Source organism: Propylenella binzhouense, assembly GCF_009866965.1.
Taxonomy (GTDB): Bacteria; Pseudomonadota; Alphaproteobacteria; order Rhizobiales; family Afifellaceae; genus Propylenella; species Propylenella binzhouense.
In genome coordinates this window covers 42,029-55,746 of the sequence record NZ_SPKJ01000010.1, presented here as the reverse complement: position 1 = coordinate 55,746, position 13,718 = coordinate 42,029, and the positions used below count along the sequence as shown (strand labels likewise).

Below are 13,718 nucleotides of genomic sequence, written 5' to 3'. Positions count from 1 at the left end.
TTGGAGCCGATGACGCTGAACGTCGAAAGGGCGAATGGAATCGCTTGGATCACCATCGACAGGCCGCCGGTCAACGCGCTCACCATCAAGCTCTATGAGGAGATCGGCCACCTGTTCGCCGGCATGGAAGATTGGACAGACGTCAACGTCGTTGTTCTCACCGGCGCGGGGAATCGCGCCTTCTGCGCCGGGCTCGACTTGAATGAATTTCTGGGCGCGAGGGTCGAGGACGATGCAGCGCGCGCCAAGATTGTGCGGCACATGTTCGCCGCAGTTCGCGGCGCGGCGATGCCGGTCATCGCGGCGGTGAACGGCCCCGCGCTCGGCGCGGGGTGCGTGCTGGCCTCGGTCTGTGACGTTCGCATCGCCGCGGAAAAGGCAACCTTCGGTCTTCCGGAAATCAATGTCGGCCGATGCGGCGGCACGGCTCACATGGGCCGCCACCTGCCTCAGGGCCTACTGCGGCGCATGTTCTTCACAGGACAGCCGATTGATGCCGCAGAGGCCTACCGCCTCGGATTCGTGCAGCAGGTTGTGCCGGGCGATAGGCTGAGCGGAACTGCCGAGGAACTGGCCTCTGTCATCGCGAAAAAGGCACCGCTCGGCCTTCGGCTAGGCAAAGAAGCGCTCAATCGGGTGGAGTTCATGCAGGTAGACGAAGGCTATGAGCTAGAGCAGCAGTTCAGCACCAAGCTCATGGCAACCGAAGATGCGCGTGAGGCGATCCGCGCGGCGGTGGAGAAACGAGCGCCGGTTTTCCGCGGTTGGTAGCGCCGGTCCACTGTGCTTGGTAAAAGTGTTCTGGGTGCGTAGCCCGTTCCCTACCCGTCTTTGGCATTGCCGTGTTGAGTTTGTGCATTCCCACAAGCACTAAGCGTCGACGTCAAGGCGATGATGCAAGCGTGAGTGGCAGACCGTATTTGAGTCGCAGTGTGCCGACGAGCAGTCTACGCAAAATAGAGGGCCGTTTGAACAGATGAGCATTCCGCAGCGAAAGGCGCTCGACTTCAGTCGCAGCGCGGTATCGCGCTACATCCAGCTGGCGACACTATTCCGGCAGCGCATCGATTCCGGTCAGTGGCCCGTCGGCAAGCAGACCCCGACCGTGGAGGAGCTTTCCGTCGATTGCGGCGTGGCGCGCGCGACGATCCGGCAGGCGCTCGACATCCTGGAGGACGAGGGGCTGATCGAGCGTTTTCGCGCAAAGGGCACTTTCGTCCGGCGTCGGCCGCGCGAGGAGCTGTGGTGCGCTGTGGGCACCGACTGGTCGGGGCTCCTGCGGCCGAGCACCTCTGCGACGATCGAGGTGCTCAGTGACGAGCCCAATGTCGTGCTCGAAGACGTGCCCTACATGATCGGCGAGCTCGCGCCGGCCTACAGGCATCTGCGCCGGCGTCACTGGCGCCACGACGTGCCCTTCCTTCTCACGGACGTCTATATCGACGAGCGTCTGCGCAACAAGATCACGCAGAAGGATATCGAGACGAAGACGGCGCTGCAGCTGATCAACGACGTCAAAGGCGTCACGATCGTCGATGCCCTTCAGACACTGACGATCGGCACTGCGGACATGGAGACCGCGGAGTCTCTATCCATCCCGCTCAACGCGCCTGTCGCCTATGTCTACCGCCGTGCCGTGGACAAGAAAGGCACTGCCGTGCTGATCGCGCTGGGCATCTACGACGGCAAGGTCGTCCGCTTCGACATCAAGCTCCGCTAGGGGCTTTCAACAGCGGAGTCCTGATTGCTTCGGAACAACCTACAAGCATGAGTTTTTGATCTAAGTGCGGCCTAGGCGATTTCGCGGGAGGCGGTGTGACCGGCGAGGATATTTTCGTTGAACATGACGGGCTGGCCTTTCGCTGCCGACTCGACGGTCCGAAACAGGACGCGCCCTGGATCATTTTCAGCAATTCCATGCTGACCGACGTCACTATTTGGGATGCCCAAGTCGCTGCTCTGCGCGGTCGCTATCGCATCCTTCGCTACGACCAACGCGGACATGGAAAGAGCAGCGTTCCGCAGGCGCCCTGTACGTTCGACCAGTTGGGCAGCGACTTGCTGGCACTGATGGACTACTTCGGGGTGCCGTCGTGCGTTTTTGTCGGCCTCTCCATGGGTGTGCCGACCGGCCTCCATCTCGTCTCGCGTCACCCGGAGAGGGTGGAGAAGCTGGTGTTTCTCGATGGTCAGTCAGCTACTGCACCGGGCGGCGCCAAGACCTGGGAGGACCGCATTGTTGATGCGCGCCGGCTCGGCATGTCGGGGCTGGCCGACCTTACCATTGCACGCTGGTTCAGCCCCGCATTTCGGGAGGCCGGGAGGGCAAGGAAGCCGCGCGATGCAGCAGCAGGGATGTCGCTGGAAGGGTACATCGCTTGCGCGCGAGCCCTGCAGAATTTTGACTTCACCGATGTACTGGCGGGGATTGGCGTTCCGACCCTCGTCATGGCGGGCGCCAACGACGGCAACATGCCCATCTCCATGGCGAGGCTGCGCGAGGCCATCCCCTGTGCGGTCATGCATATCATCCCGGATGCCGGGCACATACCGAACTACGAGCAGCCCGAGACGGTCAACCGCCACCTTCTCGACTTTCTCGGTTGAGGCGCCCTGCGCCAGCGACCCTCAGACGCTTTAGACCAAATGTCTGTACGATTGACTTTACTCTGATCGCTCTTTAGCTTCGGCAGAGTTGACCAGTGAGCCAAGGGCCCGAGGGCATGGGCGAATTCCAGAAGGGTCGTGATCTGTGAGGCTGCATTGGTCGCCACGCTCGCCTTTCGTCAGAAAGGTCATGATCGTGCTGCACGAAACCGGGCTCCTCGACCGGGTTGAGTGTGAGCGTTCGGTAGTCGTCTATGCCGGCGACCCGAACGAGAAGGTGCTTAAGGGCAACCCGTTGGGAAAGATCCCGACACTCGTCCTCGAAGACGGTACTGCCCTCTTCGATTCTCGAGTCATCTGCGAGTATCTCGATACGCTGCATTCCGGCTTGCGTCTTTTTCCCGAGGAGGGTCAGCCCCGTTTTCGTCAACTGCGCTGGCAGGCTCTGGGCGACGGCATGACCGATATCCAAATATTGTGGCGTAACGAGGAGATGCGGCCCGGCGGGCCCTATGTGGTCATCACCTCCGCCTTCGACCGGAAGCTCCGGGCGAGCTTCGCTCTGCTTGAGCAGGAGGCGAGCGAGCTCGAGGCAATTCCTTTCGGCATCGGGCATATCGCGATCATCTGCGCCATAGGGCAGCTGGACTTCCGCTTTCTCAAGAGCCATTGGCGGGAGGCGTTCCCCGCGCTTGCCAAATGGCACGCGCAGGTATCGCAGCGACCGAGCGTCGTCCGGACCGAGCCTGAAGACGATCTTTCGCCGCTCGTTGTCAACGGGTCGTTCGACGACTTCGTTTCGCCCGTCAATTTCCTCAGTGTGGGCCGATGAGCGGTCCACTTTCGCATATCCGTGTGCTCGACCTGAGCCGCATCATGGCGGGCCCCTGGTCGAGCCAGATCTTGGCCGACCTGGGTGCCGATGTGATCAAGGGGGAGCGGAAGGGCGCGGGCGACGATACCCGTGGCTGGGGTCCGCCTTACTTGAAGGACCGAAACGGCAAAGACACCCTGGAATCAGGTTACTTTCTTTCGGTCAACCGAGGGAAGCGCTCGATCGAGATTGATCTCTCCAATGAGACGGACGTGCAGCTTGTACGCGCACTCGCCGCGCGCTCCGACGTTCTATTGGAGAATTTCAAGGTTGGCACGTTGCCTCGCTACGGGCTTGGCTACGAGGAGCTGAAGGAGCTCAATCCGGGACTCATCTACTGCTCGATCACCGGCTTCGGGCTCGACGGGCCGCGCAAGGACCAAGTCGCCTACGATTTCATGATCCAGGCGATGGGCGGGCTGATGAGCGTCACCGGCGAGCGCGACGACTGCCCTGGCGGCGGTCCGCAGAAGATCGGCGTGCCGATCATCGACATCATGACCGGCATGTATGCCACGATAGCGATCCTCGCCGCTTTGGCGCGACGTTACGAGACCCGCCAGGGCGAGTGGATCGACCTCGGAATGCTGGACGTTGCCGTCGCCACGCTTTCCAACCAGGCCATGAACTACCTGGTGTCCGGCAACGCCCCAACGCGTAGGGGAAACAAGCATCCGAACATCCAGCCGCAGGACGTGTTCGCGGTTAAGGACGGGTACATTGTACTGGCGGTCGGCAACGATGAGCAGTTCCGCCGTTTCTCCAAGGCCATCCAACGTACCGAGCTGGCCGAAGATCCTCGCTTCGCGACCAATGTCGAGCGCGTACGAAACCTCGAGATTCTGCATCCGCTCATCTCGGCCGTGCTTCTGGAAAAGCCGCTCGACCATTGGATCGCGGCGCTCGGCGACGCGGACGTCCCCTGCGGGCCGATTAACACGGTTCCGCGGGTCTTCGCCGACGAACAAGTCAAGCACCGACAGATGCTACGCACGTTCAAGCACCCCTTGAGCGACGAGGTGCCACAGGTTGTGAGCCCCATGCGCTTCGCGAATGCGCCACTGAGCTTTGATCGTCCGCCGCCACTGCTTGGCGAGCATACGGACGAGATACTGGCGGAGCTCAGCCAAGCACCGAAAAGCGCGGAATAGGCGGGCTTATGACGGTCAACGATAGCCAGGTTGGGGCGACCGACGACCGAGCAAACGATCCTGGCCGGGAAGGACGCATTCCTCTTCCCGACCGCGCGCAAATGTCGCCGCAGCAGCAGAAGGTCTATGACGAAGTCGTAAAGGGGCCGCGCGGCATGATGGTCGGTCCATTGCGGGCTGTCATTCACAGTCCCGAGTTGGCTGACCGCTGGCAGCGGCTGGGCGAATTCGTGCGTTACCGCACGGTTCTCCCTGTCGATTTGAAGGAGCTGGCTATCATAGCTTCCGCCAAGCGTTGGAACAGCGAGGTCGAATGGGGCGTGCACGCGCGGGCTGCCAAGGAGGCCGGCGTCGCAGATCGGGTGGTCGACGCCATTCGCGACGGCAATGAGCCGCACCTCGACGAAAGCGCAGCTGATGTCTACAAGTTCACTTGTCAGCTGCAGATGTCTGGAGAGGTAGAAGACGAGACCTACCGGGCAGTGCTTCGGCGCTGGGGCAATCGCGGCATAGTGGAGCTGACAGCGCTGATCGGTTACTACACGATGGTAGCGATGATGTTGAACGCGCACCGCGTTCCGCTCCCGCCAGGAATGCCGTCGGTCTTCGAAAAAGGCGGCACAGGGGCACGGGAACTCGCAGTCCTTGCTCCTCCAAAGCTTCGCTCGGCGACAAGCCCTCCTGATGAAACGTGATCCGTCACAACGTTGACATTGCGGTAGCCGCGCTGGCCAAGCAGCAGGCGACTGCTGCGCTCGTCGCTCGGGTAACCCATGGCCGACGCCCCTAAATGGCAGCGCCGGGCGCAAGGTGCTGACTAGATTGTCAATGGTTCAGCATGCGTTTCAGGAGATGATCGACGCGGCCCCAAGCGATCACCGGCGACTTCCCGCGCGTGCCCGATGAATGCCGGCTCATTAAACCCGTCTTAGCATCGCATGCGCGAGGCTGCGTTCGAGGAGGAGCCATGGGCGGTCTGCCGGACGGATGGCGCGTCGAGAGCGGGCGGGACCCGGAAGCGGCGCTCGCCGACCTGAAACGGCGGTTCCGGCGGGTGAGCCGCGCCTATGCGCGGGCGCAGGCGATCCGGCGCGCCAAGCCGATGCTGAGACTGGCGCTCTGGGGCGTGGCCGCGGGATTCGTGCTCTATCTGACGCTGGCCACGCTCTCCCCCTGGCCGCCGACGACGACGCTCAGGCACGTCGCCGCCGCATCGAATTGCGGCGTGGCGCGCATGCTGGACGTCGCGCCGGCCCGACGCGGCGAGCCCGGCTACTGGCGACGGCTCGACCGGGACGGCGACGGCATCGCCTGCGAGCGGATATGAGCCGCCCCCGCCTCCGCCCTTCGGCGGGTCTTCTCGTCGCCGCCCTCCTCCTCGCCGGCTGCGCGAGCACGAGCCGCGAGCCGCCCGGCGATACCGCGTCCTGCACGGGTTCGGCCTGGCAGGAGACGCGGCTCTTCCTCGGACGCGGCATGCCCGGCGGGCGCGAGGTGAGCGAGCGGGCCTGGAACGCCTTCGTCGCAGAGGCGGTGGCGCCGCGCTTCAGGGACGGCTTCACGGTCCACGATGCGCGCGGCCACTGGCTGGACGAGGCGACGGGACACACCGAGGCCGAGCGGTCGAAGGTGCTCGTGGTGCTGCATCCGCGGGAGCGCGCGGCCGATATTGCACTGCGGGAGATCGGGGAGGACTATCTTGCCCGCTTCCGCCAGCAGACGGTGCTGCGCGCCGACCGGCCGGTCTGCGTCACCTTCTACGAGAATTCCCGGGCTCCCTGATCCGGCCGGAAAGCGAGCGCGCGGGCGCAGAAAGAGGCGGCGCCGCGTTTACTTTCTCGGCTCATCGATGCTACCCATGCTGCACCGCAGCGAACCGGTTACGGCCGGCGCGCTGGCGTTATGTGAGCACCTTCGGCCGATCCGGCTCTCCGCCGGGTGCGGCCGGGCAACCGGCGAGGTTACGTGGCCAAACGCAGATCTCGGACGAACCAGAAGGCGAGCCCTGCGCCGAAGGCGGAGCCGGCCGGGGCACTTCCCGAGCGCGATGAAGTCGCCGGGCCATCTGCTACCCCAAACGGATCGGAAGGATCAGACTCGATGCGGTTTCTCACGCTCCATCTCGCCAAGGCGGGCGGCGGCCTTATCCGCGTCAAGGCGGACCAGGTCGTCACCATCCAGGAGAGCCCGAACGGAACGCTTCTGAGGCTCGCCGTCGCGGAGGAAGGCAAGCTGGTGAGAATTCTGGTGAGCGAACCGACCGAGGAGGTCGTTCGCCAGCTTCAGTAGCATCCGGAGCGGAGGGCTGCGGCAGCGGCCCTCGTCCCTGACGGTCAGGCGAATCCCGGTTTCCGGCATCGCCCGTGGCCGTCGCGGGCGCTATCTCACCAGGACCGAACTGGGAGGGCGCCATGACCGCCGCTGGCTATCGGATGCGCGATTGGGAAGCGCATCCTCCGCTTCTTTTTCCCGACTACAAATCCACGGTGCTCCGCGCGCCGACCAAGCCGCTCGTTCCGCTGAAGCACACGCTTTCGGAACTGACCGGCCCGGTCTACGGCCACGAGAGGGTCGGGCCGCTCGACGCGGACCTGACCAAGAACGGCGCGAAGAACGGCGAGCCGCTCGGCGAGCGCATCGTCGTCACCGGACGCGTGCTCGACGAGGACGGACGCCCCGTCCGCAACACGCTCGTCGAGGTGTGGCAGGCGAACGCCGCGGGCCGCTACATCCACAAGGTCGACCAGCACCTCGCGCCGCTCGACCCGAACTTCTTCGGCGGCGGCCGCTGCGTGACCGACGATGACGGCCGCTACCGGTTCTACACGATCAAGCCCGGGGCCTATCCCTGGGGCAACCACCACAATGCCTGGCGGCCGAACCACATCCACTTCTCGCTGCTCGGCCCGTCGATCGCGACGCGGCTCGTCACCCAGATGTATTTCCCCGGCGATCCGCTTCTCGACCTCGACCCGATCTATCTGAGTTCGCCGGCGGGCGCCCGCGAGCGCCTCATCTCGGACTTCTCGATCGACGTGACGGAGCCGGGCTTCGCGCTCGGCTACATCTTCGACATCGTGCTCCGCGGCCGCTACGAGACGCCGATGGAGACGCCGAAATGACCATGAAGCAGACTCCCTCGCAGACGGTCGGGCCGTACTTCGCCTACGGGCTGACGGCGGAGCAGTACGGCTATCCCTTCACCGCCATCGCCGGCGGCAAGGTCGCCGACGAACTCTGCACCGGCGACCGCATCCACGTGACCGGGCGCGTGTTCGACGGCAACGGCGACCCGATCGACGACGCGATGATCGAGATCTGGCAGGCGGATTCGGAAGGCCGCTACCTCCATCCGGAGGACGGCCGCAGCTCCAACAGCGTCTTCACCGGATACGGCCGGTACGGGACCGGCACCGATCCGCAGAACCGCTTCCTCTTCGAGACCGTGAAGCCCGGCTCCGTGGACGGCGTGCAGGCGCCGCACATCAACGTGATCCTGTTCATGCGGGGCCAGCTCAGCCACCTTTATACCCGCATCTACTTCTCCGACGAGGTGGAGGCGAACGCGAAGGATCCGGTGCTGGACACGGTTCCGGAGGCACGGCGGGAGACGCTCGTGGCGCGCCGCGAGGACATGCCGATCGGCGTGGTCTACCATTTCGACATCCATATGCAGGGCGAGAAGGAGACCGTCTTCTTCGACCTCTGAGCCGATCCGATCTCTGGCCGCAGGCGCGCCGAATGGCGGCTTGCGGCCGCCGGCGAACCCGGCCGGCACCGGCGGGAAGCCGTCCCGCATGATCCCGCGAGGGGAACGGGCGCGACCGCCTCGCGGCGGGAGCCGGCCGTCCGCCGATCGATCCCTTGATTTTGTGAGCCGGCACCATGATTTTCAGGATGGTCCGGGTTTTTTCGTGCGTGTCCCGGCAGGCTTCGGGAGGGAGTCCCTCGAATGCTGTCACGCTTCCTTGCGCATGTCCTCGTCGCCGCGACCGTTCTCGCTTCCGGCGGCGCCTCCGCCGAGGAGGCGGTCGTGCCGCTCGCCGCACCGGACGCCGGATTCGTGGAGCGGCTCGGCGGCGCGAAGATCTCCGCCCAGTTCGTCGTCGGAGCGCGGCTCGGCCACCACGCGAAGCCGTTCGCGCCGGAACAGGTGGCCGCCTATCTCGGCGACCGCAGCATCGGGGACTCGCTCTGCGCCCGGGTGACCACGCGCGACGGGCGCTACTGGGCGCTCAACCGCTACGATGCGAGCCGGGTCTCGGCCGGCTCGGCGCGGCTCGCGTTCCCGTCGCACCACCTCGACGCGCTGCGCGCCTATGAGGGCGAGGACGTCCTGGTGCGCGCCTCACTCGTCAAGGACTGCGAAGCCGGCGAGCCGGGCGTGCTGCTGCCGGCGCGCGGAGACGCGAGCCCTGAGGGGCCGCGCACGCTCTTCGTCTATCTCAATGTCGGCGACATGCGCGCCAGGGCGAAGCTCTCCGGCACGGACGGCGCCGCCCTCGCGGCCACCGCCTGCGAGCCGACCAGGGACGGTATCGCGGTGAGCTACACGCGCATCTGCGCGATCGAGCTGCCCGCCGCCATCGGACCGGGGCTCTACACGCTCGCGCTCGAGCGGCGCGGCCTTGTCGGGAAGGCGGCAGTCGACACACTGCGCATCTGGCTTCCTTGAGCCGCTGGTCGCAAGCGGTCCGTCTGGTCGATCCCGCACGGGCCGCTCTCGCCGCCGTCTGGACGAAGCCGCTCGCACGCGTGATGGCCGCGACACTTGCGGCCACCCTTGCCTATGTCGCGTTCCTGGCGACGCTGCCCTCGCCGCGGCCCCTCCTGATCCTGAAGGCACGCACGGAACAGGCCTCGTTCGTCGTCTCCAACGCAGACGTCGCCTCGTTCGCCGTTTCCGGCCTGATGCTGGCGACCGACGACGCCGATCCCGCCTGCATCGGCGGCGTCGTGCAGCCGCGGCTCGGGAGCAGCGTCTCCTACCGGCGCAGCCAGAGCGGATCGCTGGCGATCGTGATCGCGTCCGACCTCGAAGGCGGCGCCGGAAGGATCGAGGCCGAGGACGGGGCGGTCCACCCGCTCGGGACGTTCGCGACGCTCGTCTCCGATCCCGACGCGTGCGGGCCCTGGCTCGTCGAGCACATGCCGATCTGGGGACCTGCCCGGTTCGGGGAGGTGCTTCGCGGACAGCCGGACATGATGACGCCCGCTCCGGCCGCCCTTCTCGAAGGAGAGCTCGCGATCTACGGCCGGGCGATCGAATCCTGGCTCGGCATCGGCCTGCAGGGCGGCCTCTACAGCATCGAGACCCTCGATCTGCCGGCCGGCGGCTTCGTCGAAGCCGATCGCGCGCTGCCGGTCCGCGAGCAGGACTGGTGGGGAATCATCCGGCCGGATTCCGAGCTCGGCCTCTTCGTCGCCGCCTCGACGGAAGCGCCGCTCCTGCGCATCTTCACCCCCGGCCCGAACGCGGCGCCCGAGACGATCGCGGTGTCCACCTTCACCCAGTCCCTCAACGATCCGAACCTCGTCGGCGTGCAGATCGTCGCCGCGGCCGCGATCGTGATCGTGCAGCTCTTCGCCGCCCTCGCCGGCCTGCAGAAGAGGAAGCCGGTCGCATGAGACCGATCGCGATCCTCGCCCTCTCTGCGCTCCTCCAGAGCGCCGGACCGACCCAGGCGGAAACGGTCCGGGTCCGGACCGAGCGCGGCTTCGGTCACGCCTGGCTCCACGTCTCGCAGGACGGCATCTGCCGCATCGCGACGCCGGCCCATGTCGTCGCCAAGGCGGACGGGACGCTTTCGGATGCCATCGTGATCGACCGGCGCGGCTTCGAGCGCGAGGCGCTGAACCCGGTGCAGCCGGACCCGGACGTCGATCTCGCGTTCCTCGACGTCGCCACCACGGAGAAGGACCGCATCTGCACGAACTCGCGGCTCGGCCTCGACCGCCTTGACGCGAGGCTCGAGAGCTGGCGCGAGGGGTTTCTCACCACCAGCGTCGAGGGCGAAACCCGCACGATGCGTGTCGAGCGCAGGGCCGCCTCGATGGACGAGCGTGCCGGCGCGGTCTTCGCCGTCGTTCCGATGCGCCGGGAAGACCGGATCGTACAGGGCATGAGCGGAAGCGCAGTACTCGATGCGACCGCCGAGGCGACGCCGCTCGGCCTCCTGATCGAGGCCGTCGAGGAGGACAATCTCGCCATAGCGCTGCGGTTCGATATCGTGAAGGCGCTGGCATCGCACCGGACCAGGAACGAAGCGCCGCGGCGCGCCGAGCGCGCAATCCTCGAGACCGCGATCGGCGCCACGCCGGATCCGGCCGAAGGTCCGCGCAATCTGCTGCGGCCGGGCGCCCTCTGGCGGGTCGCGCCCGTCGCGGGCCGCGTCCGGGTCGTCCTCCGCTTCCCCGAGCCGATCTCCTTTTCCCGGATCGAGGTCGAGCGGACCGCCGCGCCGGGCGCCTCGGTGCCGGACGCACTCGAGATCAGCATCGCCCCGCTTTCCGGAGCGGGCGCGTTCCGTTCCGTCGGCTTCTGCCGTGCCGACCCGGGATCGGAGAGGCTCGCCTGCCGGACCCCGCCGGTCACGGCCTCGTCGCTGCAGCTGACCTTCAGCGGTCCGCGCGAGGCCGAGCAGTTCGCGATCGGACCGCTGACGCTCGATTGAGGTCAGAACATCGGCATCGAGACCTTCGCATTCGGATAGGTGGGCCCGGTCTGGCAGGCCGCTTCGCCGCTCAGCACGAGGTCGGATCCGGGCGTCAGAATGAAGGAGCAGCGAGGCTCGAAGCTGCGCCCGCCCCCGCTCAGCTGGACCCGTGCGTTGACCGTGAGCGTCGTTCCGCGCACTTGGCCCTCCCCCGAGAATTGCTGGTCGAGCTCGCTGAGGCCGTTCATCGCCGCCACCTCGAGCCGGCCGCTGCCGAAGTCGAAATTCGTCACCTTCAGGCGGATCACCTTCGCCCCGTAGACGAAGGCAAAGATCGGCTCCCGCTCCTTCGCCTCGAGAACCCGCTCGTCCGTGCTGTCGGGCGGGTAGGCGGCATGGAACGCGTCCGGCAGCTCCACCTCGAGATCGAGCGATTCGAGGCTCGCGACATAGAGACGGAGGGCCGTCGCCCTCAGATCGGGATCGTCCGACGACAGCGCATACCGCACGGCCAGCATGGTGACGGTCTGGTCCTTCGCCTCCGCATATTCCTCGAGATAGGCGAGCCGCATCAGCGGATCCGGATCCGACATCCGTTCGCGGATCTGCGCGAGCTGCTCGCGCCGTTCGGCGGCACTCTGCGCGGGCGCCGGATCAGGCGGTACCGCCAGACCGAGAGCGAGCGCCAACACGGCAATCCGGATGGAAACGCCCCCCATTCTCTCCTCCCCCGCTCATCGCCGCCGCCTGCAGCCGCCCTCTCCGGACGGCATCCTGCGGGCGGCGGACCTTCCCCCGCGGTACTATGGCGGACGAAGCGCACCGCTCTCAAGCTCGGAAAGGGCCGGATGCGAGCGGCGCTTGCGGCCCGCCGGCCGGCCACGTGCCGCTCCCGCGCTCAGAAGGGTCCGATCTTCCTAGCGCTCCTTCTGCGCGTTCCACGAGCCTTCGCAGTTCTCGGTCGGGGACACCCAGCTTCCCGCTCCGACGCCCGCCTTGACGGAGCCGGTCGCATCCAGCCTGTCGCCCTCGTAGTTGAACCGGACGCGCACCCGGCCGCTCGCGAAGATGCGCCCCTCCGCCGTCACGTGCTCGTAATCCTCGTAGCTCACCCGCCCTGCCCTCACCGTGACGGCCACGCGACGGCGGGACGCGCAGCCTCCGCCCGTCGTCTCCAGGAGAACCGACCACCGGCCGTCGAAGGACCCCTGCGGAGGATCGGTATTGCCCGCGCGCGGGGCTGCACGCGGCTCGCCCGCGGCGCCGACCGCGAGAACCGACGCCGCCACCACTACCGCCATCCACCGTGACTGCATTTCAAGCTCCCCGTTCACGTCTCCCGGAGCATGAACGCGGGGCTCTCCGGCTGCGATCCCGGCCCGCCCGGATCGTTCCCACCGCCTCGCCATTCTAGAGTTGAAGCGGCAGCCGACACATCGTGGAGGAACGGAATGGCGGGCAATTCGCGCAAGGTGATCTACGCCGCCCTGGCGGGCAATCTCGCCATTGCAGTCACCAAGTTCGCCGCGAGCCTCTATACCGGGTCGAGCGCGATGCTGAGCGAGGCGATCCACTCCTCCGTCGACACGGGCAACCAGGGCCTCCTCCTTCTCGGCATCAAGCGCGCCGCCCGCCCGGCCACTCCGAGGCACCCGCTCGGACACGGGATGGAGCTCTACTTCTGGGCCTTCGTGGTGGCGCTGCTGATCTTCGCGCTCGGCGGCGCGTTCTCCATCTACGAGGGCATCCGCAAGATCGCCGAGCCGCATCCGGTGGAGGATGCCTGGGTGAACTTCGCGGTGCTCGGCGCCGCGATCATCTTCGAAGGCCTGTCGTTCCGCGTCGCCTGGCGCGAGTTCCGGCACGCGACCGGCCGGAATCCCAGCCTCGCGACGATCCGCGCGAGCAAGGATCCGGGCATCTTCGCCGTCCTTCTCGAAGATTTCGCGGCCCTGATCGGACTGGTCGTCGCCCTTCTGGGCCTTGCGGCGGCCGAGATCCTGGAGATGCCGGTCTTCGACGGCTGGGCCTCGGTCGCCATCGGGGCGCTGCTCGTGCTGACGGCGGTGTTCCTCGCCAACGAGACCCGCAGCCTCCTCACCGGCGAGAGCGCTTCCCCGGAGCTGGTGGCGGGCATCCGGAGGATTGCCGAGAGCGACCCGCGCGTCGCGCAGGTCGACGAGGTGCTGACGTTCCATCTCGGTCCGAACGACGTCCTCGTCGCGCTCGGCATCGACTTCCGGGACGAGCTCGGCGGCGACGAGATCGAAGCCGCGGCGCGCGGCATCACGGCCCGGATCGAGGCGGGCCACCCGGAGGTGAGGCGCGTGTTCATGAAGCCCCGCCGGCTGGGCAGGGCCGGCGGTCCTGCGACGATTTCCGCCACGAAGCCGGCTTGATCGGCGGGCCGCATTGACGGCAATGCGATGG

The 13,718-nt window shown here is 66.5% G+C and carries 17 protein-coding genes; 15 read left to right on the top strand and 2 right to left on the bottom strand.

Translation table 11 applies throughout. The features are described 5' to 3' along the window. Positions 1–9 precede the first annotated feature (9 nt). From E4O86_RS05405 to E4O86_RS05340, 14 genes are all read left to right on the top strand, one after another. On the top strand, positions 10–771 hold the full coding sequence (locus E4O86_RS05405) for an enoyl-CoA hydratase-related protein (RefSeq protein WP_161139500.1): 762 nt from the start codon (positions 10–12) through the stop codon (positions 769–771). Between the two features lie 205 nt (positions 772–976). Continuing rightward, a complete protein-coding gene (locus E4O86_RS05400) occupies positions 977–1,720 on the top strand; it encodes a GntR family transcriptional regulator (protein WP_161139499.1) in 744 nt (247 codons plus the stop codon). A gap of 95 nt (positions 1,721–1,815) precedes the next feature. Continuing rightward, positions 1,816–2,607, top strand: a complete 792-nt coding sequence (locus E4O86_RS05395) for an alpha/beta fold hydrolase (protein ID WP_161139498.1) — start codon at positions 1,816–1,818, stop codon at positions 2,605–2,607. Positions 2,608–2,752: 145 nt separating this feature from the next. Continuing rightward, entirely contained in the window at positions 2,753–3,439 is a 687-nt protein-coding gene (locus E4O86_RS05390; protein WP_161139497.1) for a glutathione S-transferase N-terminal domain-containing protein, read from the top strand. Beyond that, on the top strand, positions 3,436–4,632 hold the full coding sequence (locus tag E4O86_RS05385) for a CaiB/BaiF CoA transferase family protein (RefSeq protein ID WP_161139496.1): 1,197 nt from the start codon (positions 3,436–3,438) through the stop codon (positions 4,630–4,632). Before E4O86_RS05390 ends, E4O86_RS05385 begins: the two co-directional genes overlap by 4 nt. Positions 4,633–4,640: 8 nt before the next feature. Then, positions 4,641–5,327: a carboxymuconolactone decarboxylase family protein gene (locus E4O86_RS05380; protein WP_161139495.1), complete on the top strand. Its 687-nt coding sequence runs from the start codon at positions 4,641–4,643 to the stop codon at positions 5,325–5,327. Between the two features lie 272 nt (positions 5,328–5,599). Next, positions 5,600–5,959 (top strand): excalibur calcium-binding domain-containing protein, encoded by a 360-nt coding sequence (locus tag E4O86_RS23465; protein WP_246206224.1) that lies wholly within the window; start codon positions 5,600–5,602, stop codon positions 5,957–5,959. Continuing rightward, complete coding sequence (locus tag E4O86_RS05370; protein WP_161139494.1) at positions 5,956–6,414, top strand: DUF3574 domain-containing protein; 459 nt, start codon at positions 5,956–5,958, stop codon at positions 6,412–6,414. Before E4O86_RS23465 ends, E4O86_RS05370 begins: the two co-directional genes overlap by 4 nt. Before the next feature lie 318 nt (positions 6,415–6,732). Further along, positions 6,733–6,921 (top strand): hypothetical protein, encoded by a 189-nt coding sequence (locus E4O86_RS05365; RefSeq protein WP_161139493.1) that lies wholly within the window; start codon positions 6,733–6,735, stop codon positions 6,919–6,921. 122 nt (positions 6,922–7,043) lie between these two features. Next, entirely contained in the window at positions 7,044–7,754 is a 711-nt protein-coding gene (gene pcaH, locus E4O86_RS05360) for a protocatechuate 3,4-dioxygenase subunit beta (RefSeq protein WP_161139492.1), read from the top strand. Next, a complete protein-coding gene (gene pcaG, locus E4O86_RS05355) occupies positions 7,751–8,341 on the top strand; it encodes a protocatechuate 3,4-dioxygenase subunit alpha (RefSeq protein WP_161139491.1) in 591 nt (196 codons plus the stop codon). Before pcaH ends, pcaG begins: the two co-directional genes overlap by 4 nt. 243 nt (positions 8,342–8,584) lie before the next feature. After that, the gene (locus E4O86_RS05350; RefSeq protein ID WP_161139490.1) at positions 8,585–9,307 is read left to right on the top strand and encodes a hypothetical protein; all 723 of its coding nucleotides are present in this window, start codon (positions 8,585–8,587) and stop codon (positions 9,305–9,307) included. Next, positions 9,304–10,260: a hypothetical protein gene (locus E4O86_RS05345; protein WP_161139489.1), complete on the top strand. Its 957-nt coding sequence runs from the start codon at positions 9,304–9,306 to the stop codon at positions 10,258–10,260. Before E4O86_RS05350 ends, E4O86_RS05345 begins: the two co-directional genes overlap by 4 nt. Then, positions 10,257–11,306, top strand: coding sequence for a S1 family serine peptidase (locus tag E4O86_RS05340; protein WP_161139488.1), 1,050 nt, complete (start codon positions 10,257–10,259; stop codon positions 11,304–11,306). The genes E4O86_RS05345 and E4O86_RS05340 overlap by 4 nt, the downstream gene beginning before the upstream one ends. A gap of 2 nt (positions 11,307–11,308) precedes the next feature. On the opposite strand, the gene E4O86_RS05335 is transcribed toward E4O86_RS05340, so the two are convergent. After that, on the bottom strand, positions 11,309–12,007 hold the full coding sequence (locus E4O86_RS05335) for a hypothetical protein (RefSeq protein ID WP_161139487.1): 699 nt from the start codon (positions 12,005–12,007) through the stop codon (positions 11,309–11,311). A gap of 198 nt (positions 12,008–12,205) precedes the next feature. After that, positions 12,206–12,604 (bottom strand): hypothetical protein, encoded by a 399-nt coding sequence (locus E4O86_RS05330; protein ID WP_161139486.1) that lies wholly within the window; start codon positions 12,602–12,604, stop codon positions 12,206–12,208. A 135-nt stretch (positions 12,605–12,739) separates the two neighbouring features. On the opposite strand from E4O86_RS05330, the gene E4O86_RS05325 reads away from it, so the two are divergent. Continuing rightward, positions 12,740–13,687 (top strand): cation diffusion facilitator family transporter, encoded by a 948-nt coding sequence (locus E4O86_RS05325; protein WP_161139485.1) that lies wholly within the window; start codon positions 12,740–12,742, stop codon positions 13,685–13,687. Positions 13,688–13,718: the final 31 nt, after the last annotated feature.

Coding starts and splice junctions, on each gene's coding strand:
- E4O86_RS05405 (WP_161139500.1), top strand. CDS start 10: ATGACGCTGAACGTCGAAAGGGCGAATGGAATCGCTTGGATCACCATC.
- E4O86_RS05340 (WP_161139488.1), top strand. CDS start 10,257: ATGAGACCGATCGCGATCCTCGCCCTCTCTGCGCTCCTCCAGAGCGCC.
- E4O86_RS05330 (WP_161139486.1), bottom strand. CDS start 12,604: ATGCAGTCACGGTGGATGGCGGTAGTGGTGGCGGCGTCGGTTCTCGCG.
- E4O86_RS05400 (WP_161139499.1), top strand. CDS start 977: ATGAGCATTCCGCAGCGAAAGGCGCTCGACTTCAGTCGCAGCGCGGTA.
- E4O86_RS23465 (WP_246206224.1), top strand. CDS start 5,600: ATGGGCGGTCTGCCGGACGGATGGCGCGTCGAGAGCGGGCGGGACCCG.
- E4O86_RS05385 (WP_161139496.1), top strand. CDS start 3,436: ATGAGCGGTCCACTTTCGCATATCCGTGTGCTCGACCTGAGCCGCATC.
- E4O86_RS05370 (WP_161139494.1), top strand. CDS start 5,956: ATGAGCCGCCCCCGCCTCCGCCCTTCGGCGGGTCTTCTCGTCGCCGCC.
- E4O86_RS05365 (WP_161139493.1), top strand. CDS start 6,733: ATGCGGTTTCTCACGCTCCATCTCGCCAAGGCGGGCGGCGGCCTTATC.
- E4O86_RS05325 (WP_161139485.1), top strand. CDS start 12,740: ATGGCGGGCAATTCGCGCAAGGTGATCTACGCCGCCCTGGCGGGCAAT.
- E4O86_RS05380 (WP_161139495.1), top strand. CDS start 4,641: ATGACGGTCAACGATAGCCAGGTTGGGGCGACCGACGACCGAGCAAAC.
- pcaG (WP_161139491.1), top strand. CDS start 7,751: ATGACCATGAAGCAGACTCCCTCGCAGACGGTCGGGCCGTACTTCGCC.
- pcaH (WP_161139492.1), top strand. CDS start 7,044: ATGACCGCCGCTGGCTATCGGATGCGCGATTGGGAAGCGCATCCTCCG.
- E4O86_RS05335 (WP_161139487.1), bottom strand. CDS start 12,007: ATGGGGGGCGTTTCCATCCGGATTGCCGTGTTGGCGCTCGCTCTCGGT.
- E4O86_RS05350 (WP_161139490.1), top strand. CDS start 8,585: ATGCTGTCACGCTTCCTTGCGCATGTCCTCGTCGCCGCGACCGTTCTC.